Raw genomic sequence first — 23,980 nt, 5'->3', positions numbered from 1 at the left:
CCCCGCAGTCCTTATACCACTGCTTTTTCTAAGATCAGCTTAGAACGTTTCACTTGCTCAGGAATCGCCACGGGATAATCTCCGGTGAAGCAGGCAGAACAGAAACTATTGGTGTCTTCTCGTGTAGCTTCTAGCATTCCCTCCCAACTCAGATAGGCGAGGCTGTCTACTTCCAGTTGCTTGGCAATTTCTGCTACTGACTTGGTAGCAGCAATTAGCTGATCCTGAGAATCGGTATCGATGCCATAGAAGCAGGGATGAGTTACAGGTGGAGAAGAAATTCGCATGTGTACCTCTACTGCACCTGCGTCACGTAAGGTTTTGACTAGTTTACGGCTGGTAGTACCGCGAACAATCGAGTCGTCTACAATAATTACTCGTTTACCTGCTAGCACATCTTTGAGGGGGTTGAGTTTCATCCGCAGACCCGATTCCCGCATGGTTTGGGTTGGTTGAATGAAGGTTCGCCCAACATAGCGATTTTTAATCAGTCCTTCGCCGTAAGCGACACCAGACGCTTGGGAAAATCCAATAGCAGCAGGTATACCAGAATCAGGAACACCAAAGACAATATCGGCATCTACAACAGATTCTTTAGCTAGCTGGTGTCCTAATCGCATTCGATAGCTGTACAAACTCTCGTTGTGCATGACGCTATCAGGGCGGGCAAAGTAAATCATTTCAAAAATACACAATTTCCGCTCGGATTTTTGACTCCAATGATAGGAAGCTAAACCTTTTTCAGTAATCCAAACTAATTCACCTGGTTCTACGTCTCGCAGGTATTCGGCTCCAATGATGTCTAAACCACAAGTCTCAGAAGCCAAAACGTAACGGACTGGATTCCCAGCCAAAGTCCCAATTACTAAAGGGCGGATTCCATTGGGATCACGGACACCCATAACGCCAGTGGGAGTGCCAATAACTAAACTAAAGGCTCCTTGGCAACGGTGAAATGCCTGAATAGCACCTTCTAGCCAATCAGTACCCGTATCTATGGCTTCGGCGATCGCAAAAGCGATCATTTCTGAGTCTGTTGTTGTGACTAAGTTACATTTATTCTCAAGCAACTCTTGACGTAGTTGCACAGTATTGACTAAATTCCCATTATGTGCAAGAGCTAATGAACCTAAACGGGTTTCTAGTACTGCGGGTTGGGCATTAACTTTGCGGCTAGAACCTGTGGTGGAATAACGAGTATGACCAACAGCAAGACTACCAGGCAATCGATCTAAGACAGATTCATTAAAAACTTGAGACACCAAGCCCATATCTTTATAAAGATGTACTTGTGTACCCTCAAAGGTGGCAATACCAGCTGATTCTTGACCCCGATGCTGGAGGGCATACAATCCAAAGTAGGTCAGTTTAGCAACGTTTTCTCCTGGGGCGTAGATGCCAAAAACACCACAAGCTTCTTCTGGCTTGTCAGGCTGATTTTCATGACTATTGATTGGGTTGTTGGTCTGGTCGGGGTATTCATCCGAAGTGACAGAATGAATAGAAATCATGCTAGCTTTGCTCCTGGTGGGGGGTCAATCAATCTTGGATTTGAAATTGACGATTTTGGATCGATCGCACCGTAGTAAGGATGCGGCTTGGAATTTAAGAATAGCTATTTGAGATTTTTTTGCCCAGTAAGAACAAGATATGAATTAGAAGCAACGCTCCTAATCCCAAATCTCAAATTCAAAATCTCAAATTGGTAGTCAGTCACTGGGATTATATAGATGGCTGCGGAGTTCTTAACAAATCTTTAACCATCCATTAAAACACTACCGTAAATTTGCTCACAGACGCTAATAGTTATGACTAAAGTCTGAAATACTCAGCACTCAGAAATAGTGGTATGGATGGCGAGACGTCTGGCGATCGCATGGAAATAGCGATCATTCATATCTTCGATACTAACTTTGATTAAGGTTTGGTTATCAGTGGTGAAAACCCCCAAACCCGTCTCAAAATTACCAACTACACCCAGTTTTTGCCATTCTTGACTCAGATGTTCCTGTAAATGTGATTCCCAAATTTCTTGTTGTGCTGATGCTACAGAAACTAAAATTCTGGCACCACCTTCGGCAAACAACACCTCGTCGAGGCGAGGCAGTGCGGTCTTCTCCCAAGGGGAGACGCCAAGGGCGATGGGGTCTCCCCAAGTGGAGCAACTGCCGTGGTTTAACTGTGTTGGTGGTATTTCTAAATTGATTTCGACACCAAGATTGCCAGCAAGACAACATTCTGCTATTGCGATCGCCACTCCTCCCTCAGCAGAATCGTGGGCTGAACGTACCCAACCATTACGAATTCCTTCACGACAAACTTTCTGGACGCGGCGTTCCAAGTCAAAATCTACCCGTGGTAGTTTTCCGGCAACAGTATCGTGGATAGTGGCTAAATATTCAGATGCTCCCAAACTGATTTTAGATGTCAGAGGCAATCCGAGAAGATAAATCACATCACCGGATGCTTGCCAACCTTGACCACAAATTTTGGTTATATCAGGAATCAAGCCCACCATACCGACAACAGGGGTAGGATAGATTGGTTGTGGGATGCCTTGAGAATCAAGAGTTTCATTGTACAAAGAGACATTTCCGCCCGTGACTGGTGTCGCCAATTCTCGGCAACCTTCCGCCAAACCGCGACAAGCTTCTGCCAATTGCCAGTAACCAATGGGTTTTTCTGGAGAGCCAAAATTCAAGTTATCCGTTACTGCTAAAGGTTCTGCACCCACACAGCTAAGATTACGTGCAGCTTCTGCCACCACTGCCTTAGCTCCTTCGTAGGGGTCAAGATAAACATAACGAGGATTACAATCTACAGTGGCAGCAACACCAGATTGGGCTTTAAGGGTTTCCTTGTTTTCTTGTCCTCCTTGTCCCCTTGTCCCCTTGTCCTCTTCCAAAGGGCGCAAACGGATAACAGCTGCATCTGCACCACCTGGCAGCATAACTGTATTATTTTGTACTTGATGGTCATACTGACGATATACCCAATTTTTAGAAGCGATCGTGGGTGTATCAAGCAAAGTTAAGAGAATATCATTCCAACTTTGCAGTCCTCCTTGAAGTTCTATTCCAGCAATTGTAGAAGTAGGTAGGGAATCAGCAGTCCATTCCCAAGCTTGACGCGCATATTCTGGTGCTTCTGCCAACAACTCCCGGTTATACAGTGGGGTATTCTCCGCCAAAGCCTCAGCAGGAATTTCTGCTGCTACTTCACCTTGAAAGAGAATTCGCACAATCGGATCAGCGATGACTGTACCAGCGACAACGGCTTGAAGTCCCCAACGGTGGAAAATGTCGATTAATTCCTGCTCCCGCCCTTGATGAGCAACAAACAGCATTCGTTCTTGAGATTCCGAAAGCAGGTATTCATAAGGAACCATCCCTATTTCTCTGACAGGAATCTTATCTAAATCTAGTTCAATTCCCACACCGCCTTTTGCTGCCATCTCTGAGGTAGAACAGGTGATCCCTGCTGCTCCCATATCTTGGGCGGCGACAACTGCACCTGTCTTAAATGCTTCCAGACAAGCTTCAATTAACGACTTTTCCAAAAAGGGATCGCCCACTTGCACAGCAGGGCGATCGTCTATGGATTGATCGCTCAATTCTGCACTCGCAAAACTCGCGCCTCCCATGCCGTCGCGCCCAGTGGTAGAACCAACATACAGCACGGGATTGCCTAAGCCAGATGCTCCAGATTTGACGATTTCTGGCGTTTCCATCAATCCTAGCGCCATAACGTTCACCAGAGGATTTCCAGAATAAGCAGAGTCAAAGTAAACTTCGCCGCCAACGGTGGGTACTCCCACACAGTTACCATAATGAGATATTCCTGCTACCACACCGCTAAACAGTCGTTGGGTTTTGGGATCTTCTAAGGAACCAAAGCGTAACGAGTTTAACAGGGCAATGGGACGCGCACCCATTGTAAAAATATCTCTAAGAATACCTCCTACTCCCGTTGCAGCTCCTTGAAAGGGTTCGACCGCTGAGGGGTGATTGTGAGATTCAATCTTAAAAGCTAGTTGGAGTCCGTCACCCAAGTCTACAACACCAGCATTTTCACCAGGCCCTACGAGGATGCGGGGGCCATCAGTGGGAAATTGTTTAAGTAGAGGTCGAGAATTTTTATAACAGCAATGCTCTGACCACATCACGCCAAACATTCCCAGTTCAGCTTTGTTGGGATGACGGCCTAGCCGACGGACAATTTCTGCGTATTCTTCTGGTTTAATACCTTCAGCAGCAATTTCTTGGGGGGAAAAGGCTGGTTTTGAGGTTGCAGTCATGGAAGTAATGCACTCTGGGGGGACAGAGCATTATTCTATCGATTTACTTGCCCTGTAAGTGCAGTTCCAGAAATGCAGATAATTCTTCTTTGGATATTTCTTTCTGAACTACTTGAATCACCAAGTTGTAAGCTTGCTCTTGGGATAAGTTCAAACTGTAGGCGTTTAAGGTTATGAAGGTATCCATAACCGCAAATGCAGTGCGTTTGTTGCCATCAATAAACGGATGGTTCATTTGGAAGCGACGGGAAACTCCATCCCCTTGTGGGTGGAGAGGGATATGTAGATTGAAGCGCGATCGCTCTTCAATTTAAACTTTAACTAAATACTTATATTTCCAACTTGGTAAATATTGGCAGAAGATGCTTGTGCAGCCTTTCTTACAAGAAGCAAAATTGTTTCTTGGATGGAGGGGTAGAAAAACCTCAGAATGCACTCAACAGGATTATTCCGATAATAAGGTAGACAAGATGAAGATCATTAGCACACCAAATGCTGTAATCTTCAAAGATAACTTGATTTTTTAATCTTGGTGAAATTTCTAGCTTTTTTACTTACGTAAATCTAGTGTCCATTCAGAGATTATTCGGGTATATGCAGTTTAGATGTAACAATCAAGTGACGAGAATCACACATATTGATGATTAGGATCGTCTCCCAGCAATCGGTAACTAGGCATAATTAATGACAACTGAACTCTAGCCGAGTCATTAATAGGGAACACACTTAACAGCCGACAGCCTTAATCAAAGACTGTCGGTTTTTTGTATTTGTCATCTGTCATTTGTCATTAGTTAAATGCCCAATGCCCAATGCCCAATACTTCTCTACAAGACCGCTATGCACTCAGTACAAGTGTCCCATGCCCATATCCATAAAATTTCCCCACAACTGGTTGGTAACTTGACAGAGATTTTGCCACAGCCACTACCAAATGTGGGGAAGGTACGATCAAATTGGGGATTTTATACCTATCGAGTGCTAATACCTCGCACTCACTCTAGTAGACCGAAAGTATATTCCTAGAACCAGCACACACTTTGTATTAAGACATCGCTTGAATGATGTAATCAAAGTAAGGTGATGCTTCAGCAGCGTCTTCCGTACTCAGTAAGCTAAGGGAGGCTGTTTTGAGGGAATTAATCGCTTCTACCATTCCAGGCACGGGAACGCCCAATGAATTATACATTTCCCGCACACCAATTAAACCGATTTTTTCAATTGGCTCTTTGTCACCGGCAAGTACACCATAGGTAATTAGGCGTAAGTACCAGCCAAAATCACGGATACATAAAGAGCGTTGGCGTTCTCCGTAAGCATTACCTCCAGGGGAGATAAAGTCAGGACGCTTTTGCCAAAGTTGTTTGGTTGCTTCCTGAACTATTTTTTTTTCGTTTTCGGCTAAGGTAGCCGCAATCCGTGTTCTTTGTACGCCGGTTTGCAGAAAGTCTTTGATATTTTTAAGTTCGCCACTGCTGGGATAACGCAGTTCGTCGTCGGCTTTGAGAATAACTTGGCTAATTACAGTCATGATTATTGAAATCACCTGAAATATTATCTGTTAGTTTAGCGAGTTGGAGGTACACAAGTGAAGGGATAGGAGCTACTTATGTATTGAATTTATCTATTTGGGGAGAGTGGGGAGTAAAGACAATGCCCAATGCCCAATAACAAATGACCAATGACCAATGACAAATGACAAAAATAATTTGGCAGCAGGGCGAATTAATTGAAGTGACCATCGCTAATCTGAGTGATACAGGCGATGGTGTAGGACGTGCTGATGAACGTGTAGTGTTTGTCCCAGATACTGTCCCAGGCGATCGCGCTATTGTCCGCTTAGTTCATGTTAAACCAAAATACGCCCACGGGAAGCTCCAGCAGCTGTTGTCACCATCCGCCCACCGTATTCGACCTAGTTGTATTGTGGCGGATAAGTGCGGTGGTTGCCAGTGGCAGCATATTAATTATGATTACCAGCTAGTAGCCAAGCAAAATCAAGTTATTCAAGCTTTGGAACGCATTGGCGGTTTTATTCAACCACCGGTAGATCCGGTACTCGCCGCCCCTTCTGCTTTCAGCTACCGTAATAAATCTACATATCCTTTGGGTACATCAGCGACAGGACAGGTACAAGCTGGTTACTATCAAAAAGGTAGTCACCAATTAATTAATTTAAATCAATGTCCAGTCCAAGATACGCGATTAAATCCCTTACTTGCTGAAGTTAAGCAGGATATTCAACAACGAGGTTGGCGAATCTATGACGAACAGCGTCATCAAGGACAAATTCGCCATCTCGGTTTACGTATTGGCCGACACACTGGGGAAATGTTGCTGACTTTGGTGGTAAAGGACTGGAATTTATCAGGAATTGAAACCCAAGCCCAGGAATGGTTAAAGCGCTATCCGCAGTTAGTGGGAGTGTCGCTCAATCGCAATAGCGATCGCACAAATGCTATCTTTGGATCAGAAACCCGTTGCATCGCTGGAGTACCCCACCTGCGTGAATATTTTGCTGGACTGGAATTTCAAGTACGCCCAGATACATTTTTCCAAGTGTATACAGAAACGGCAGAGGCACTATTGCAGGTAATTCAATCAGAACTCAATCTTCAAGGGCATGAGTTCCTAGTTGATGCCTACTGTGGTATTGGGACTTTAACTTTACCCCTTGCCAAAAAAGTACGTATTGCTACAGGATTAGAAGTGCAACCAGCAGCAGTAGAACAAGCAATTTTGAATGCCCACCGCAACAAAATTGATAATGCGACATTCCAAGTCGGGGCAGTAGAGAAATTACTTCCCCAAATGGGCACAATACCAGAAGTAGTAATACTCGATCCGCCACGTAAAGGGTGCGATCGCGCAGTCATAGATACTTTACGGCAATTGAAACCATATAGGATCGTTTACGTCAGCTGTAAAGTAGCTACCCTTGCCCGCGATCTGAAATTGCTTTGTCAAGATAGGCAATATACCATTACACGGGTACAACCTGCTGATTTTTTTCCTCAAACTGCTCATGTTGAAGCTGCCGCCTTTCTTGTGCTATCACACTGTTGACAAGCGTAGTAATTCCTTCAAAAAAACTGAAATTTGAAATTTTTAGTCTAGTGCATACTAAAGATGCTAAAATTGAATTAAGCGAAAAATAAAAATTCATTTTGTTTAAATAAATTCAAGTAGCATAGGTTCTGAAAAACATGAAGAAGATTGTGTGAATTATAAATCGGTAACTAATTAGAGTATGCCAATACTCTCTAAAATTAACAGCATATTTTTAATTTGCTGACTTAATTATCAAACTTATTCCAGCCGATATATACTGAAACAATCCCAATTCAGACTATAAAACCAATGCTCCCTAGCATTTTCAAAATTTAGTTTTAAAGACGCAAGTTTGAAGGCAGCATGACCACCTCAAGTTTAATCAGGGTGACTGTAATAGCAAACTGATGTCTAGCTAACTGAAAGCTATGGGGTTTCTCTTGTGATTACTATTTCACTCCGTCCAGTTGGACGTTATTGGGGCACTATTAGTTTTGCCTCAACCCTCTACCTTTGTCCCATATTAGACTTATTGTTGGCAGAAATTCCAGCAAGATTACAAGCAGAACTGCGGCTAGGACTTCAAGAAGCCTTAGTCAACGCAGCTAAACATGGTAATAATCTCGATCCGAGTAAAACAGTTGTAGTTCGTTTTTCGGTAATAGATAATCAATATTGGTGGATAATATCAGACCAGGGTAGTGGCTTTACTCCTTTATCTACTAGTAATGAAGAACCAACAGACTATCTTCCACCAAATGAATCAGAAAATGGTCGTGGTTTATGTCTTCTGCATCAAATTTTTGATCAGGTAGAGTGGAACCGTAAAGGTACAGAATTAAGGCTTTGTAAACAAATGGAAAATCGCCGGGGATTATCTTTGCGGCGGTAGGAGAGTTAGGAGTTGAATAATAATTCATAACTCCTAACTCTTAACTTTTAACTTTTTCCGTGAGTCGGACAGGGAGGGGCAGAAATGGAGCGATCTAACCAACCAACTGCCTGTTGTAATCTAGCTTTAGCTTCTTCTGGCTGATTCTTTAAAAGATATACAATCGCTGCTGCCACTTGTTCATTGGCGCGGGAATTGCGGTTAGACTTGAGGCGATGCCAATCGTTAGGGGAAATAGTCAGCCTTTCCATAAGGGCTTGAGCTAGTTCCAGAGTAGTAAGTTCGTTCAGTTGACTGGTTTTAGGCAGCTGAGTAAATTGAGACATAATTATGAGTGCTGAGTGATGTTAGCGGAAGCGGGGCGTTTAGCCTGTGCTGAGTCAAAAACTCGTAGTTTTAATTTTGACTATTGGCAGGTCGCATTTAATCTTAGTTTACTATTTGTACATGAAGCCGTCTAAACAATCACAGCCGTCAGGGGAAACTCCCGAACCAGATTTTGAACAAGAACTAGAAGAAGTAGAGCGATCGCTCCTATTTTTAAAAGAACGTTACGATCAAGTGCAATGCGATCGCCAACAACAGGCACAATGGCAACAGCGCCGGGATCAACTAAAGCACAATAAATCTCAGACACCAGAAATCAAAGCAGAGTTACGGCAAATTCAACGGCAGTTGGAAATACTAGAACTTAACTTAGAAAGTCAGTTATTTTCTTGGCGTAGCCTCAAAAAACCTTTCTGGCAAGTCGTCCGCTTTGGTGGAATGGGCGTTATCATAGGCTGGATATTAAAGTCTTATGCTGGATAAATATGGTAAATCGACGGATTGCAGAAATATTGCGAAGTGGTCAACCTGATGAGTCCCTCCAAGTGCAAGGCTGGGTGCGGACAAAGCGCGAGTCCAAAGGGTTTGCTTTTATTGAAGTCAATGACGGCTCATCACTAGCTAATTTGCAAGTCGTCATCAATCAGGATTTGCCAGATTACGAAGCTATCTTGAAAAAACTGAATACAGGTGCTGCTGTCGAAGTGACAGGGGTATTAGTGGCTTCTCTGGGTAAAGGACAGCGAATTGAGTTGAAAGCAGAATCGTTGAAAGTTTACGGAGAAGCTGATCCCGATACATATCCCCTGCAAAAGAAACGCCATTCCTTTGAGTTTCTGCGAACCATTGGACATTTGCGATCGCGTACTAATTCCTTTGGTGCAGTTTTTCGCGTCAGAAATGCTTGTTCGACAGCGATTCACCAATTTTTCCAACAAAGAGGCTTTTTGTGGGTACACACACCCATTATCACTGCTAGCGATTGCGAAGGCGCGGGTGAACTGTTTAGCGTTACCAGTTTAGATTTAAAGAATATTCCCCGCACACAAAACCAAGCAGTAGATTACAGCCAAGACTTTTTTGCTAAACCCACATATTTAACAGTTAGCGGCCAGTTGGAAGCGGAAGTTATGGCGATGGCGTTTTCTAACGTCTACACATTTGGCCCTACCTTCCGTGCAGAAAATTCCAACACCTCCCGCCACCTAGCAGAATTTTGGATGGTTGAGCCAGAAATGGCTTTTTGTGACTTAGAAGGCGATATGGATTTAGCTGAGGCGTTTCTTAAACACATTTTTAAATATGTGTTAGAAACTTGCCCAGAAGATATGGAATTTTTCAATGAACGCATTGATAAATCTGTGTTGGCAACAGCCGAAAATATTATTAATAATCAGTTTGAACGCTTAACTTATACAGAAGCCATCAAACTTTTAGAAAAAGCCAATGTTAAATTTGAATATCCTGTGAGTTGGGGTTTAGATTTACAATCAGAACACGAACGCTACCTAGCTGAACAATTATTTAAAAAGCCTGCGATCGTTACAGATTATCCAGCGCAAATCAAAGCTTTTTATATGCGCTTGAACGGCGATGAAAAAACCGTCTGTGCAATGGATATTCTTGCACCTAAAATTGGCGAAATTGTCGGCGGTTCTCAACGGGAAGAACGTCTAGAAGTATTAGAACGCCGTGTATTAGCGCAAGGATTAAAGCCAGAAGACTTGTGGTGGTATCTTGATTTGCGTCGTTATGGTACTGTTCCCCATGCGGGTTTTGGGTTAGGTTTTGAACGACTCGTACAATTTATGACGGGGATGGGAAATATTCGTGATGTGATTCCGTTTCCCCGTACACCGCAAAGTGCTGAGTTTTAGTTTGAGAATTTGAAACCCAGGCGATTAGAAATCGCGTCTACATAGGGCTTGCTGAATGAAGGTGTAACGTTTTCTATACAAGGGGTTCAAGCCTTTTTTTACCAAACAAGTGCAAGGCTATAACATCTAGAGTCTCAAAACCCTTGCACAATCGTTAGTGATCGCTGGGGAAATTTGTCAACTGAGTAACGAAACAACTATTTTGCAACCTGTGTGGCTTCTAGATTCGCTTTAGAGACTTATTCAGCAAGCCCTACATAAACCAAGTCCGTCTGCGCGTACTCATAAGAACTTTGAAACCCGCGAATGCAGGTTTTTGCTTGTATAGCCGCGTATTTTATAAAGCGATTAGTTAAAGTTAAGATTTTTGAATCTCCTCTTGTAAATCTTGAATTTGCTCAATAGGTAATTCAGTAACTTGAGCAATTTGCTCTAAACTCATTCCAATTCGCAACAAATTTAAAGCCAACTTTCTTGTTTCTGCTTTACCTTTGGCTTCGCCTTCTACCTTGCCTTTAGCTTCGCCTTCTTATAGGATTTGTTGATAAATGACTGATTCGCGCATAATCTCACTCCTTAAAATCTTGGTAATTACATTTTTATCTAACACCAGACCTGCTAAAATTCCACTAGCAGCAGCTATATTTCTTTGTAGCTGGCGATCGCTAATTGCTTCAACTGCTTTGGCTACTTGCCTATATTCAATTTGCTCGAAAACCGCTATAGAATAACAATTAACCTCATAACTGCTGAATTATGAGCAATTCTTCACATTTACTATATATAGATTAAGGGCACTGTTTCCCAGATTGAAAGTACCTTAACTTACTTGGATGAACTGTATTTAGAAGTTTTGCACCAATCCAGCCTTGAAGTAGATGGTTGGTAGATTTAGTTAGGAGTTAGGAGTTAAAAAATTCATAACTCCTAACTTTTAACTCTTAACTTTGTTTAAGCCATTTGATTTTCAATCGCCCACCGCGCTAGTTCAGTACGGTTGTGGAGATTGGTTTTGCCCAACATATTGGACACATGACTTTCAACCGTGCGCTGACTAACATTTAGTTCTTCAGCAATTTCCCGGTTAGCTAAACCCCTAGCAACAAACTGGACTACTTTCAGTTCGGTTGGGGTTAATTGCACATCGAAGGGAACCTGGATACGGGAACCGTTTTCGCCTCCTTTTGCTTGGTGTTCTTTCCAACGGATAGTTTGTTTCAGCGAGGATTCAACTTGTGCTACGAGTTCTTCTGGTTCAAAGGGCTTGACCATATAAACATCAGCACCTTTGTTCAGACCTTTAACTCGGTCTGCACTTTGTCCTTTAGCTGAAAGGAAAAGAACCGGAATCCAGCTGGTGCGTTCATTTTGCCGGACTTGTTCCACAAAAGTATATCCGTCCATTTCCGGCATCATCACATCGCAGATGATCATGTCTGGAACGTCTTGCTCTAAAATTTCCAGAGCTTCACGTCCATTTTCAGCAGTGATGACTTCATATCCCCGGAATTCTAAGTAATCCTTCACCAGCAAGATGAGGTTAGGGTCATCATCAATCAATAGAAGTCGTTTGTGATCTTTCATGCTGGGCTCTTTCATAGCAGTGGCACTTGTCGCGCTTCGGTCCATCAAAGTCTTGAATATTTATCCTCTATGGTGGGTTATTCGAGATGTTGTCCTTTTTCCTACTTAACTTGCCTTTGCTGTCTCGAAGTCTCAAAAATGCCGAGCACTTTCAATAGACTAGTAGCTCGATAGCAAAAGTCCAGCAAGGATACGTATAGCAGTAGTATCTATAATGCGCTATTATATATCGCTTTGAAAGGGGCGGGGTAAAAAGCACTGATAAAATAATAGTCCTTCTGACTCACAAGTAAGTATTGGCTTAAAGATGACCCTACCTCAAAACCAACCCGCTCTTTCTTAAAGCTTACTGCTATACCATATCCTTTGGTACCTCTATAAAATGTTCACAAGAAACTAGGGAAGTTTCTGGCAAAAGATGGATTGAAAACGCATATTTTTCAACCGCCATTATGCCTATTCAGTGTTCTCGGATGATCCGCAGAGTAACTTCCGGGTTTGCTTGGCGATACCAGACACCATCAGGGTAAATCACCATTATGGGTCTAGAACAAGAAACACGCAAGCAGTTGGCTTTAGTTTTATAGACGCAAATAGAATTACTTTAGTGCAGCTCATTAAATTTTAAATCTTTAAGTCGCTTTTTTAAGTAATCCCAGAATTCCAGACTAGCTCGTTTTGAGCAGCAATTGCCTGGTCAGCGCAAATAAAAATATGTCGCTGAATTTTTGCAAGTCCTAAACTTTCTACACAATTACTCAGGGTCTTATGTTCCAGAGACTTAGTAGTTTTAGGAATTTGATGGCTAAACTGGATCGCTGTCACTGTATTGTTACTCATCAAGTGGCTCCCTGATTACAGTTCTATAACAAATTGCAAGCTTTGCAAATAAAGTTAACTGGGGAGTGGGGAAGAATTTTCATCCCTTCCTACTCCTCACTCCCTACTCTCTTCGTAACTTACAGAACAAAACCTGAAAGGTAGAAATAATTAAGCATTTATACTTAAGTACATCTATGACTCTCTAGTTCGGGAACCCGTACTCAAGAGATTCTTGCCATTGGACGCCACTTTTCGGTAAATTAGCACTCAGGAGTTGAGAGTGCTAAACTGGAGAAAATAATTATGGCAGCTTTATCTCTAAGCGTTTCTACAGTTAAACCTTTAGGCGATCGCGTTTTCGTAAAAGTGAGCGCCTCTGAGGAAAAGACCGCAGGTGGTCTGTATTTGCCCGATACTGCCAAGGAAAAGCCCCAAGTAGGGGAAGTAGTGGCCCTTGGCCCTGGCAAGCGTAATGACGATGGAAACCGTCAGGAATTGGAAATTAAAGTTGGCGATAAGGTGCTGTACTCTAAGTACGCTGGCACTGACATCAAGCTCGGCACTGAAGAATATGTACTGCTTTCTGAAAAAGATATTTTAGCAGTTGTTATCTAGTGGTCATTGGTCATTAGTCATTAGCCAATGACATAGACGCGCCAGCGGCTTCCCACATGGTAGGACAAATGACAAATGACGTAGACGCCCTCCGGGCGGCTTCCCAAAGGGTAGGACAAAAGACAAATGACAAAGGACAACTAATAATAAATTATGGCAAAGCGCATTATCTACAACGAAAACGCCCGTCGCGCTTTAGAGCGAGGCATTGACATCCTGGCTGAGTCTGTAGCTGTTACCCTTGGTCCTAAAGGTCGTAACGTAGTTCTAGAAAAGAAATTTGGCGCACCGCAAATCGTCAATGACGGTGTAACGATCGCTAAAGAAATCGAATTAGAAGACCACATTGAAAATACTGGCGTAGCTCTGATTCGTCAAGCTGCTTCTAAGACCAATGATGCTGCGGGCGATGGCACTACAACTGCTACCGTTTTAGCTCATGCGATCGTCAAAGAAGGCTTGCGGAACGTTGCAGCTGGTGCTAACGCAATTTCCCTCAAGCGTGGTATTGACAAAGCTACTGGCTTCCTCGTAGAAAAAATTGCCGAACACGCCCGTCCAGTGGAAGATTCCAAAGCCATTGCCCAAGTTGGTGCGATTTCGGCTGGTAATGATGAAGAAGTCGGTCAGATGATTGCCCAAGCAATGGATAAGGTGGGCAAAGAAGGCGTAATTTCCCTAGAAGAAGGGAAATCTATGTTCACCGAGTTGGAAATCACTGAAGGGATGCGCTTTGACAAAGGCTACATCTCTCCCTATTTTGCTACCGACGCTGAACGGATGGAAGCGGTTTTTGATGAGCCTTTCCTACTACTGACCGATAAGAAAATCGCTTTGGTACAAGACCTTGTACCAGTATTAGAGCAAGTAGCTCGTGCTGGTCGTCCTTTGGTGATTATCGCCGAAGATATTGAAAAAGAAGCTTTAGCAACCTTGGTAGTAAACCGTTTGCGCGGTGTACTCAATGTGGCTGCTGTTAAGGCTCCTGGCTTTGGCGATCGCCGCAAAGCTATGCTAGAAGACATCGCTGTTTTAACTGGTGGTCAACTAGTTACCGAAGATGCTGGTCTGAAGCTAGATAACACCAAGCTGGATAGCCTGGGTAAAGCTCGCCGGATCACCATCACCAAGGACAACACCACAATTGTTGCTGAAGGTAACGAAGTTGCTGTTAAGGCTCGTGTCGAACAGATTCGTCGTCAAATCGATGAAACCGAATCTTCTTACGACAAAGAGAAACTGCAAGAGCGTCTTGCTAAACTCTCTGGTGGTGTCGCTGTCGTGAAAGTGGGTGCAGCGACCGAAACCGAAATGAAAGATAAGAAGTTACGTCTAGAAGACGCTATCAACGCTACTAAAGCTGCTGTAGAAGAAGGTATCGTTCCTGGCGGTGGTACAAGTCTGGCTCACCTAGCTCCCGACTTGGAAACTTGGGCAAAGAGCAATCTTCAGGATGAAGAGTTGATTGGTGCGTTGATTGTCGTTCGCGCCTTACCTGCACCTCTAAAGCGGATTGCTGAAAACGCCGGTCAGAATGGTGCTGTAATCGCTGAACGTGTGAAAGAGAAAGAATTCAACGTTGGCTACAACGCTGCAACTAATGAATTCGTCGATTTGCTAGCTGCTGGTATTGTTGACCCTGCTAAAGTAACTCGTTCTGCTCTGCAAAACGCTGCTTCTATCGCTGGTATGGTGTTAACAACTGAATGTATTATAGTTGACAAGCCTGAGCCTAAAGATAGCGCTCCTGCGGGCGCTGGCGCTGGTGGCGGCGACTTCGATTATTAATACTTTGTAGTTACATAATTTGTAAAACAGCTGCTTCCCTTATGGAGCGGCTGTTTTTTTGTGTCAGGAGAAGAGGAAGAGGGTGAGTTACGACAACGCTTGTAAATATTTAGCTGAACAGTATCCAGCCGAGTTTGTGCGTTGGTTGCTTGGGATAGAGGTGCAGCAAATTGAAGTCTTAAAAACGGAACTCACGCTTGAGCCAATTCGTGCCGATTCTGTGACATTTTTACAGGCGGCTAACCAAATTTTGCACATTGAATTTCAAACTTTGGCGAAATCTAATCCGGCACTTAATTTCCGAATGCTCGATTATTCTGTGAGGTTGAAGCGTCAGTACCGTTGTCCTGTAGTGCAAGTGCTAATCTTTTTGCAAGAAACTACTAACGAAATGGCTTTTATTGAAGAATATCGAGACAATACGACAATTCACCAATATCAGGTTGTTCGTCTTTGGGAGCAAGATTCAACACTGTTCTTAGTTAATTCGGCGCTGTTACCTTTAGCAAGTTTGACGCGAACTGACTCACCGCAAACTTTACTAGCACAAGTGGCTGAACAAATCGCTACAATTCCAGATAGGGAGAAGCGACAAAATATCGCGGGTTGTGTAGAAATTCTGGCGGGTTTGCGGTTTGAAAAGGATTTGGTTCGGCAATTTTTGCGGGAGGATATTATGAAAGAGTCTGTAATTTATCAAGATATCGTTCAAAAAGAAGCGTTTAAATTGATTAGTCGTCAGCTTAAACGGCGTTTTGGTGATATTGATGGCTCATTAGTTGAGCAGGTTCGGAATTTATCTGCTGAACAGTTAGAGGAGTTGGGAGAGGCGCTGTTGGATTTTTCGGAGGTTGCTGATTTAGTAACTTGGTTAAAGCAGCAGGATAGGGACTAAAATTTTTGCAGAAGGATATTATTAAATAATCTACAATTCAGAATCACTAAGTGTTGGGTCAGATTTACTGACTGGTAATGGGCTTGAAAAATATTCAATAATAAGCAGACTAATACAAGAAGCTAATAGTACCGAAAATAAGGAGTATGATTACGTATTAATTGACTTACCACCCTCATTTAATAATTTGGTTAGAACTGCACTATATTCTTCTAACTATTTTATTGTTCCTTGTACATCTGATATTTTTTGTTTGTATTGTGTTGGACTAATAGGAGAAATACTACCGCGGTTTATTAAGGAATGGGAAATAGGATGTCAACTACATAACAGCAATAATCCTTATAATCAAAAATATATAAATCTTGGTAAACCTGTATTTGCCGATTGGATTTTCAATGGATACGATACAAGAAAGCCTAAATATGAGAGAAACAAGAAAATTATTGTAGCAGATAATGTAATGGGATCAAAGATAATACAGGGTGTTAAAAAACTTGTAGAAACGCTAGAGAATCAAATAAAAGAACACCTGTCTGTTTTACAAAATCACCCATCTGAAATTTTTTGGCTAGGCGGAATAGAAGATATGAACGTTCTAGTTCAAAATAGTATGTGGTTAAACTGCCCTATTGCAAAACTAGACCAAATGGAACCAGTAAGGAAGCTTCAGATTCGGGGACAATGGTCGCCAAACCAATTAGCTCAAATCACTAGATTAAAAAATAATTTTTCGTCGATAGCTGACAATGTAATTAAACACTGTATTTGAAAAAATAAATGTAAATCTATTTTGATATCTAGTAGCAACGTAATTTGGATAAAAGAAAGCGATATAAAATAACCCGCAGTATGCTAGGTTATTTTATATTGCTTTTTTATAAAAAGATACGAGAAATTTATTTATTTGCATAGTTTATATCAAAGTTTGGTGATAAAAATGAAATCTAGTTCGGCAATTTCTGTATAAGGATATTATGAAAGAGTCTGTAATTTATCAAGATATTGTTCAAAAAGAAGCGTTTAAATTGATTAGTCGTCTACTTAGACGGCGTTTTGGTGATATTGATGGCTCATTAGTTGAGCAGGTTCGGAATTTATCTGCTGAACAGTTAGAGGAGTTGGGAGAAGATTTGCTTGATTTTTCTAAAATTACTGATTTGGTAGCTTGGTTAGAACAGCAGGAGCAAGCTTAATTGAAATGAATAAAAACCCCCTTTATTACTAAGAGCGGTTAAGAAAATCTTCAGGTTCAATACCAGCTTGCTTTAAAATTGCACGTAATGTTCCTTCTGGCATATCACCAGAATGATTGGGAATAGTAGTGTAACGGTTACTTTCAGGATTAAACCAGATTTCATGACTCCCTGCGGCTTGACGATGAAAAACGAAGTCAAAGGTTTTTAAGATTTTAATAATTTGTCTGTAGCTAAACCCAGCTAGCCGTCCCATGAATTGACTACCGACCTACAACTAAAGGATAGTTAAATTGTTCAGCTATTGGTTGCAAATAATCTAGTTCTTGATCCTGAGATTGTGCTTCTAATAACTTACGCGCTACATCACGGGCAATTTCTAAAGTTTCAGCAACAGTCCGTCCTTGAGCTACTAAACCTTGAAGCTCATCAGATGTTGCTAAATAAACGCCTTCTGGTAATTTTTCAATGTGGATGTTTAGCAATCTTTCCATTATTGTATGTAGATGTTACTATTTGGAGCGATTTAATTCTTATCGTATCGCTTTTCTGGACTACAGCGATGTCTACGAGGGGCTACGCCTACGCACTTCAACTTTTACATCAAAATGCATGAGCCAAATTAATCCCAAAATAACCCCCTTACATACCTTAAACCCACTCAACCGATTTTCTGACAGAGCGGAGGATTATGTAAAATATCGACCAAGTTACCCCGCAGATGCAATTGATATTATCTTGGAAGGATTAGGTGAAAATTCGCAACTCATAGCAGCAGATATTGGTGCAGGTACAGGAATTGCTTCAAGATTATTAGCTGAACGGGGGATTAATGTCATCGCCATAGAACCAAATGCAGCAATGCGAGAAGCTGCACAAGCGCATCCTTTAATAGAGTTTCGTGATGGAACAGCTGAATTTACCCAACTTTATGATAATTCAGTTGATTTAGTTACTTGTTTTCAAGCTTTCCACTGGTTCAATCCCGAACCAACTTTATTGGAATTTCACCGCATTTTAAAACCATCAGCACGCTTGGCTGTGGTATGGAATAACCGTGATCAAGAAGATACGTTAACTACAGAATATAGCCGAATAGTCCGCAAAGCATCTAATAATCACCCAGCAGAATCTCGAATGCAGTCGGTAAAGCCACTGTTAGTAACTCCCCATTTTATTAACATTCAAGAATACATTTTTACTTATAGACAACAGTTAGATTTAACTGGACTTATTGGACGAGCAATGAGCGTTTCTTATTTACCGCGTGAAGGCTTGGTATACGAACAGCTTATTGATAATTTTCAAGAATTATATCAGCGCTTTTGTGATGAGAGTGGTTTTGTCTATATGGTCTATTGCACTAGCGTATACCTTGGTGAAGTAATTTAAAAATAAAAAATGGGAATTATGAGAAGTAGAGTGCGTTAATTCACTCTCAATAAATATCAGGATTCAGATGGCACAACCAAAATATCAAGGTTATTGCGAATGCACTCCTACCAAATTAATCCGAGAAAAATTTGGAGATGTCAATGTTTATGCACAAAATGCTAAATCACTCTTAACAAAAGCTACTGGATTTATTGGTGATTATGATTTTACTCTAAATCCTTATAGGGGATGTCAATACGGTTGTAGTTATTGCTATGCTGCTGCATTTAGTCCTACTTTGGTAATTCAAACTCGTAGTCCAATTATTATTAGAGATATTGATTATTTACAGCAATCTTCAATTTATAAATGATCTGCAATCCGCAAATATCAGAAGGTTGGCATGGCAAACTTAATTTAGTCTATGCTGATCGCCAGAGTAAAACCCAATTAATTTACAATCACCAACAAGCACCCCTGAAGGTACAACGCCCATTCTATCCAGAAAGGGAAAAAGTTTGTCATAGCGTAATTTTACATACAGCCGGGGGAATGGTGGGAGGCGATCGCTTATCCTCTAACATCCACCTCCAACCCCAAGCCCAAGCCTTAATCACTACAGCTGCTGCAAGCAAGATATATCGTAGTAATGGCTTACAAGCTAGACAAACCATCCAGATGCAAGTTGATGCTGGTGCTTGTTTAGAATGGTTGCCACAAGAGACAATTTTATTTAACGGTGCGATTTATCGGCAAGATTTACGGGTAGAATTAGCAACCGGGGCTAGTTGGTTAGGTTGGGAAATTAACCGATTTGGTCGCAGTGCTAGAGGAGAAAAATTCTTGCAAGGAGAATGGCGATCGCACACGGAAATTTGGCAGCAAGGTGTTCCTTTGTGGATTGATCGCCAATATTTACCAGGTAGTGAAGATGTTTTTCACAGTCCTCACGGCTTGGCAGGAAAACCAATAGTAGGTAGTCTAGTTTGGGTTGGTGGTGCAGTTTCAGCAGAAATTGTCGAAAAAACGCGAAATTTATGGAATGGGGAGGGAGAAGCGGGTGTTAGCCGATTACAACATGGATTATTGTGTCGGTATCGCGGTGCTTCTACATCTGAGGTGAGAAAATGGTTTACTGATGTTTGGCAGATGCTGCGAGTTTCTTTTTTGAATCGTGGTAATTGTATACCAAGAGTGTGGCAGGTTTGAACGAGCCATAGAGGAGGAAGTACGAATGCAACTTACGCCGCAGGAAAAAGATAAGCTATTAATTTTTACAGCTGCTTTATTAGCAGAAAGACGTAAAGAAAGGGGTTTAAAACTGAATTATCCTGAAGCTATCGCTTATATTTCTGCTGCCATTTTAGAAGGTGCAAGAGATGGGCAAACTGTAGCTGAATTGATGAGTTATGGTACAACTCTCTTAACGCGAGATGATGTTATGGAAGGGATACCAGAAATGGTGCATGAAGTGCAGGTAGAAGCAACTTTTCCTGATGGTACAAAGTTAGTTACAGTACATAATCCAATTCATTAAATTTACTTCATACTGTGTTCCTTTTAAGATGAAAGTCTTTTATAGACATTGATTAATAATCAAGTATATAATTTAACGCATTATCAGAAGTGTACTGCTTGATTATCATCAAGCATAAAGGCAATGAATACAGGAAACATCGGCTTTACAGCAACTATTATAACCACTGCCATAACTACTGCCTTTGCCGTTGTAGCCGGAATAGTCAATCACATTCTGTCTGGCAACAGAGACAGAGAAAATCAGCAGACAACTGCATCGTTAAAATATACTGAGCAGCAGCTAAAAGAATTATATGGGCCACTTGCTTTTCTGATCTGGGAAGGTAGACGTACTTATACAGATTTAGTAGAAAAGTTAAGAGAAATGCGCGGCCAAAAACGTATCTTAGAATCTATTCAAGTAGGAGAAAAAAATGCTTATACAATTTTCCCCTTCAAAAACGAAGCAGAAATTAAATTATGGATTTTTTGGATAGAAAAAGATGCTTTTCCCCGCCATGAAAAAATTAAAAAGCTTTTGATGACAAAGACACACTTAATTGAAGGTGAAATACTGCCAGAAAGTTATCTAAAGTTTTTGGATTATCATAATTCTTGGAAAATGGAACATCTGCGGTGCAAGAACAGCAAATTGAATATTCTTATAAATCAAAATTTGGCTTCCCATTCCAATTTGAAGATGAGATTATTCAAACTTTTAAAAACCTTAAGCGTCAACAAGCAAACTTTTTAAAAGTTAATCATGACTTACACAAAAATAGCCAAACTTATGCAAAAATATCCAAAAATTTATTGAATCGCCTACTCCTATGGAGAAGCAAGCTACGCGGAGAGTCTCGTAAAGAAGATGCGAAGAACGTCAAGAATTCATAGAGTGTGCATAAGCCTTATTTAAATGAAATATTGGATTGAACATGATACCAGGAGAAATCATTACACCAGCGGGTGAAATTGAACTGAATGTTGGTCGTCCAACTGTAAAATTGCAAGTGTCCAATACAGGCGATCGCCCCATACAAGTTGGTTCCCATTATCATTTTTATGAAGTTAACACCGCCTTAAATTTTGACAGAGAGCAAGCGCGAGGAATGCGCCTCGATATCCCCGCCGGAACCGCAGTTCGCTTTGAACCAGGCGACGCAAAAGAAATAACTCTAGTCCCCTTAGTCGGTACTCGCCAAGTCTACGGCTTCAACGCCAAAATTAACGGAAACCTCTAAAAACCTCCGCGTAACTTTGCGTTTAAAAAAGTTATTGAATAGGTTTAATTTCAAACTCCAATTTGGAACGGTAAAAACAAACATCGAATTCCAAGAAAAAATTGGTTTGTCCAAGAATTAAAGGAGTGTTAAGACTGCTTACCCATGCAAATACTAACTGCACAGGTGGAAAATTGCTAATTTCAGCCCTTGCAAAAAATGCTATAGCAGGTTGATTGCTGAGATTTCCTGCCAATTGAATAATAGCTTTACGCTCATCCCAAATCCCACCCAACTGAAGCCCTAGTTCATAAGGCATAACATTTTTAGCAGTCTTATTACTATAAGAATTATTTGTCTGTTGACTTGAAGAGTACTTTATTGCTCCGGGAATTAGCCCAATGACGAATGACTTCTACAGTATGACGAATAACCTCTACAGCAGTACATTTTACAAACTCTCTGAGGACTGTTGTACCAGCAGCAAATAGTGCTTCAAATAACATATAATTAAATGCCGAATTTGATTAAAGTTTAGACATAACTCTAGATAATACAGGCTACATCTGCTTTCTTAGCTTACCTATGTAAATATTGCAGTACAATCTGTATTTATACGTAACTTTTTCATTAAATGTGCCAAATATTTTTCATCCCTGTTAACTTCAGTTTTATTTCATTAATATTTATTTCCCTAAATTTACTGCCATCGTAAAAATATCAAATTATACAAAAATTATCACCTTATCTCCATAAGGTTGCTGAAAAATATTAAAATCAAAACCATTACTAGGAGTAGTATTATGCCTTACAAAATGGATCGCCGCGCCTATGCCGAAACCTACGGCCCAACAGTAGGCGATCGCATCCGACTTGCAGACACAGAATTATTTATTGAAGTTGAACAAGATTTCACTACCTACGGCGACGAAGTGAAATTTGGTGGCGGTAAAGTTATCAGAGACGGAATGGGACAATCCCCCATTTCTAATTCCGATGGTGCTGTAGATTTAGTAATTACTAATGCCTTAATTCTCGATTGGTGGGGTATTGTCAAAGCAGATATCGGCATTAAAGATGGCAAGATTTTCAAAATTGGTAAAGCCGGAAATCCTTATATTCAAAATAATGTAGATATTATTATCGGTCCCGGAACTGAAGCTTTAGCTGGTGAAGGAATGATTCTCACTGCTGGCGGTATTGATGCCCATATTCATTTTATTTGCCCCCAACAGATTGAAGTGGCGATCGCTTCCGGTATTACTACCATGATCGGCGGCGGTACTGGCCCAGCCACGGGTACAAATGCCACTACCTGCACCCCCGGCCCTTGGAATATTTACCGAATGTTGCAAGCTGCTGATGCTTTTCCCGTCAATTTAGGATTTTTGGGTAAAGGTAACGCTAGTCAACCCCAAGGACTTGTAGAACAAGTAGCCGCCGGCGCAATGGGGTTAAAACTACATGAAGACTGGGGAACCACACCCGCAGCAATTGATACTTGCCTTAGTGTTGCCGATGAATATGATGTACAAGTAGCGATTCATACTGATACTCTAAATGAAGCTGGATTTGTGGAAGATACGATCGCAGCTTTCAAGAATCGTACTATCCACACCTACCACACCGAAGGCGCGGGCGGAGGACACGCACCAGATATCATCAAAGTTTGCAGCCAAGCCAACGTTCTCCCTTCTTCCACCAATCCCACACGTCCTTACACTCTCAACACCTTAGATGAACACCTGGATATGTTGATGGTATGCCATCATCTTGACCCTGCGATCGCCGAAGATGTCGCTTTTGCCGAATCTCGTATCCGTCGGGAAACCATTGCCGCCGAGGACATTTTGCACGACTTAGGCGCATTTAGCATGATTTCTTCCGATTCCCAGGCGATGGGAAGGGTAGGTGAAGTGATAATTCGCACCTGGCAGACATCTCACAAAATGAAGATGCAACGAGGAACTCTTAATCCACAAGGAACTGAGCAAAAAGCAGATAATTTTCGTGCAAAAAGGTATGTTGCTAAGTATACTATTAACCCGGCGATCGCTCACGGAATTGGTCAATATGTAGGTTCAGTGGAAGAGGGAAAATTAGCAGATTTATGTTTGTGGCGTCCGGCATTTTTTGGTGTGAAACCAGAGATAGTGATTAAAGGTGGAATGATTGCATGGTCGCAAATGGGCGATGCTAACGCCAGTATTCCCACACCCCAACCAGTGTACATGCGACCAATGTTTGGTAGTTTTGCAGGGGCGCGTCATGCTACATCATTAACTTTTGTTTCCCAAGCAGCTTTAGAGAAAGAAATTCCCAGCCAGCTAGGTTTACAAAAGGCAGCAGTTGTAGTTTCTGGAACTCGCCAATTGAGTAAGCGGGATATGAAGCTGAATGATGCATTACCCCACATTGAAGTAGATCCAGAAACCTATGAAGTAAAGGCTGATGGAGAGTTACTGATTTGTGAACCTGCGACAGTTTTACCAATGGCACAGAGGTACTTTTTGTTTTAATTCAT

General features: G+C 41.7%; 26 protein-coding genes. 16 read left to right on the top strand and 10 right to left on the bottom strand.

Going from position 1 to position 23,980, the window contains the following annotated elements; all coding sequences use genetic code 11:
* Nucleotides 1-11: 11 nt before the first annotated feature.
* The 4 genes from purF to V7K56_RS13390 form a co-directional block, all read right to left on the bottom strand.
* On the bottom strand, nucleotides 12-1,511 hold the full coding sequence (gene purF, locus V7K56_RS13405) for an amidophosphoribosyltransferase (protein WP_334911155.1): 1,500 nt from the start codon (nucleotides 1,509-1,511) through the stop codon (nucleotides 12-14).
* 317 nt (nucleotides 1,512-1,828) lie between these two features.
* Nucleotides 1,829-4,297, bottom strand: coding sequence for a phosphoribosylformylglycinamidine synthase subunit PurL (purL, locus tag V7K56_RS13400; protein ID WP_334911153.1), 2,469 nt, complete (start codon nucleotides 4,295-4,297; stop codon nucleotides 1,829-1,831).
* Nucleotides 4,298-4,340: 43 nt separating this feature from the next.
* Nucleotides 4,341-4,532 (bottom strand): type II toxin-antitoxin system death-on-curing family toxin, encoded by a 192-nt coding sequence (locus V7K56_RS13395; RefSeq protein WP_442940026.1) that lies wholly within the window; start codon nucleotides 4,530-4,532, stop codon nucleotides 4,341-4,343.
* 810 nt (nucleotides 4,533-5,342) lie between these two features.
* On the bottom strand, nucleotides 5,343-5,828 hold the full coding sequence (locus V7K56_RS13390; protein ID WP_334911151.1) for an allophycocyanin subunit alpha-B: 486 nt from the start codon (nucleotides 5,826-5,828) through the stop codon (nucleotides 5,343-5,345).
* Nucleotides 5,829-5,992: 164 nt separating this feature from the next.
* Here V7K56_RS13390 and rlmD point away from each other — a divergent pair, with 164 nt between their 5' ends.
* Both rlmD and V7K56_RS13380 read left to right on the top strand, forming a co-directional pair.
* The gene (rlmD, locus tag V7K56_RS13385) at nucleotides 5,993-7,363 is read left to right on the top strand and encodes a 23S rRNA (uracil(1939)-C(5))-methyltransferase RlmD (protein WP_334911149.1); all 1,371 of its coding nucleotides are present in this window, start codon (nucleotides 5,993-5,995) and stop codon (nucleotides 7,361-7,363) included.
* A gap of 427 nt (nucleotides 7,364-7,790) precedes the next feature.
* Complete coding sequence (locus V7K56_RS13380; RefSeq protein ID WP_334911147.1) at nucleotides 7,791-8,240, top strand: ATP-binding protein; 450 nt, start codon at nucleotides 7,791-7,793, stop codon at nucleotides 8,238-8,240.
* 47 nt (nucleotides 8,241-8,287) lie between these two features.
* Here V7K56_RS13380 and V7K56_RS13375 read toward each other — a convergent pair whose 3' ends face one another.
* Complete coding sequence (locus V7K56_RS13375) at nucleotides 8,288-8,566, bottom strand: DUF6439 family protein (RefSeq protein WP_334911145.1); 279 nt, start codon at nucleotides 8,564-8,566, stop codon at nucleotides 8,288-8,290.
* 121 nt (nucleotides 8,567-8,687) lie between these two features.
* On the opposite strand from V7K56_RS13375, the gene V7K56_RS13370 reads away from it, so the two are divergent.
* Both V7K56_RS13370 and asnS read left to right on the top strand, forming a co-directional pair.
* Nucleotides 8,688-9,050, top strand: coding sequence for a hypothetical protein (locus V7K56_RS13370; protein WP_334911143.1), 363 nt, complete (start codon nucleotides 8,688-8,690; stop codon nucleotides 9,048-9,050).
* Between the two features lie 2 nt (nucleotides 9,051-9,052).
* A complete protein-coding gene (gene asnS / locus V7K56_RS13365) occupies nucleotides 9,053-10,444 on the top strand; it encodes an asparagine--tRNA ligase (RefSeq protein WP_334911141.1) in 1,392 nt (463 codons plus the stop codon).
* 951 nt (nucleotides 10,445-11,395) lie between these two features.
* On the opposite strand, the gene V7K56_RS13360 is transcribed toward asnS, so the two are convergent.
* Both V7K56_RS13360 and V7K56_RS13355 read right to left on the bottom strand, forming a co-directional pair.
* The gene (locus V7K56_RS13360) at nucleotides 11,396-12,073 is read right to left on the bottom strand and encodes a response regulator transcription factor (protein WP_012407592.1); all 678 of its coding nucleotides are present in this window, start codon (nucleotides 12,071-12,073) and stop codon (nucleotides 11,396-11,398) included.
* A 600-nt stretch (nucleotides 12,074-12,673) separates the two neighbouring features.
* Complete coding sequence (locus tag V7K56_RS13355) at nucleotides 12,674-12,868, bottom strand: hypothetical protein (protein ID WP_334911139.1); 195 nt, start codon at nucleotides 12,866-12,868, stop codon at nucleotides 12,674-12,676.
* Between the two features lie 285 nt (nucleotides 12,869-13,153).
* Between V7K56_RS13355 and groES the strand changes: the two genes are divergently transcribed.
* From groES to V7K56_RS13330, 5 genes are all read left to right on the top strand, one after another.
* Complete coding sequence (groES, locus tag V7K56_RS13350) at nucleotides 13,154-13,465, top strand: co-chaperone GroES (RefSeq protein WP_094348596.1); 312 nt, start codon at nucleotides 13,154-13,156, stop codon at nucleotides 13,463-13,465.
* A gap of 153 nt (nucleotides 13,466-13,618) precedes the next feature.
* Nucleotides 13,619-15,253, top strand: a complete 1,635-nt coding sequence (gene groL / locus V7K56_RS13345; RefSeq protein WP_334911137.1) for a chaperonin GroEL — start codon at nucleotides 13,619-13,621, stop codon at nucleotides 15,251-15,253.
* Nucleotides 15,254-15,335: 82 nt separating this feature from the next.
* Entirely contained in the window at nucleotides 15,336-16,148 is an 813-nt protein-coding gene (locus tag V7K56_RS13340; RefSeq protein WP_334911135.1) for a DUF4351 domain-containing protein, read from the top strand.
* Nucleotides 16,149-16,173: 25 nt separating this feature from the next.
* Nucleotides 16,174-16,920: an AAA family ATPase gene (locus V7K56_RS13335; protein WP_334911206.1), complete on the top strand. Its 747-nt coding sequence runs from the start codon at nucleotides 16,174-16,176 to the stop codon at nucleotides 16,918-16,920.
* A 205-nt stretch (nucleotides 16,921-17,125) separates the two neighbouring features.
* On the top strand, nucleotides 17,126-17,344 hold the full coding sequence (locus V7K56_RS13330) for a DUF4351 domain-containing protein (protein ID WP_334911133.1): 219 nt from the start codon (nucleotides 17,126-17,128) through the stop codon (nucleotides 17,342-17,344).
* Nucleotides 17,345-17,372: 28 nt separating this feature from the next.
* Here the strand turns inward: V7K56_RS13330 and V7K56_RS13325 are convergent, their stop codons facing one another.
* Nucleotides 17,373-17,600 (bottom strand): type II toxin-antitoxin system HicA family toxin, encoded by a 228-nt coding sequence (locus tag V7K56_RS13325; RefSeq protein ID WP_334911131.1) that lies wholly within the window; start codon nucleotides 17,598-17,600, stop codon nucleotides 17,373-17,375.
* 7 nt (nucleotides 17,601-17,607) lie between these two features.
* On the bottom strand, nucleotides 17,608-17,838 hold the full coding sequence (locus V7K56_RS13320; protein WP_334911129.1) for a type II toxin-antitoxin system HicB family antitoxin: 231 nt from the start codon (nucleotides 17,836-17,838) through the stop codon (nucleotides 17,608-17,610).
* A 118-nt stretch (nucleotides 17,839-17,956) separates the two neighbouring features.
* On the opposite strand from V7K56_RS13320, the gene V7K56_RS13315 reads away from it, so the two are divergent.
* The 6 genes from V7K56_RS13315 to V7K56_RS13290 all read left to right on the top strand — a co-directional run bounded on the left by V7K56_RS13315 (nucleotide 17,957) and on the right by V7K56_RS13290 (nucleotide 21,477).
* Nucleotides 17,957-18,736 carry a class I SAM-dependent methyltransferase gene (locus V7K56_RS13315; RefSeq protein WP_334911204.1) on the top strand — a complete coding sequence of 260 codons (780 nt, stop codon included), beginning with the start codon at nucleotides 17,957-17,959 and terminating at the stop codon, nucleotides 18,734-18,736.
* Between the two features lie 67 nt (nucleotides 18,737-18,803).
* Nucleotides 18,804-19,091 (top strand): hypothetical protein, encoded by a 288-nt coding sequence (locus V7K56_RS13310; RefSeq protein WP_334911127.1) that lies wholly within the window; start codon nucleotides 18,804-18,806, stop codon nucleotides 19,089-19,091.
* A complete protein-coding gene (locus tag V7K56_RS13305) occupies nucleotides 19,088-19,927 on the top strand; it encodes an urease accessory protein UreD (RefSeq protein WP_334911126.1) in 840 nt (279 codons plus the stop codon). Before V7K56_RS13310 ends, V7K56_RS13305 begins: the two co-directional genes overlap by 4 nt.
* 25 nt (nucleotides 19,928-19,952) lie before the next feature.
* On the top strand, nucleotides 19,953-20,255 hold the full coding sequence (gene ureA, locus V7K56_RS13300; RefSeq protein ID WP_334911124.1) for an urease subunit gamma: 303 nt from the start codon (nucleotides 19,953-19,955) through the stop codon (nucleotides 20,253-20,255).
* A 123-nt stretch (nucleotides 20,256-20,378) separates the two neighbouring features.
* Nucleotides 20,379-20,990, top strand: coding sequence for a hypothetical protein (locus V7K56_RS13295; RefSeq protein WP_334911122.1), 612 nt, complete (start codon nucleotides 20,379-20,381; stop codon nucleotides 20,988-20,990).
* Nucleotides 20,991-21,171: 181 nt separating this feature from the next.
* On the top strand, nucleotides 21,172-21,477 hold the full coding sequence (locus tag V7K56_RS13290) for an urease subunit beta (RefSeq protein ID WP_334911202.1): 306 nt from the start codon (nucleotides 21,172-21,174) through the stop codon (nucleotides 21,475-21,477).
* A 31-nt stretch (nucleotides 21,478-21,508) separates the two neighbouring features.
* On the opposite strand, the gene V7K56_RS13285 is transcribed toward V7K56_RS13290, so the two are convergent.
* Nucleotides 21,509-21,775, bottom strand: coding sequence for a hypothetical protein (locus V7K56_RS13285; RefSeq protein WP_334911120.1), 267 nt, complete (start codon nucleotides 21,773-21,775; stop codon nucleotides 21,509-21,511).
* Nucleotides 21,776-22,259: 484 nt separating this feature from the next.
* Between V7K56_RS13285 and ureC the strand changes: the two genes are divergently transcribed.
* The gene (gene ureC, locus V7K56_RS13280; protein WP_334911118.1) at nucleotides 22,260-23,975 is read left to right on the top strand and encodes an urease subunit alpha; all 1,716 of its coding nucleotides are present in this window, start codon (nucleotides 22,260-22,262) and stop codon (nucleotides 23,973-23,975) included.
* Nucleotides 23,976-23,980: the final 5 nt, after the last annotated feature.

Source organism: Nostoc sp., from assembly GCF_036917535.1.
Lineage (GTDB): Bacteria > Cyanobacteriota > Cyanobacteriia > Cyanobacteriales > Nostocaceae > Nostoc.
Note: the sequence above shows the minus strand (reverse complement) of the source record. Positions and strands in the feature narration are given on the sequence as shown.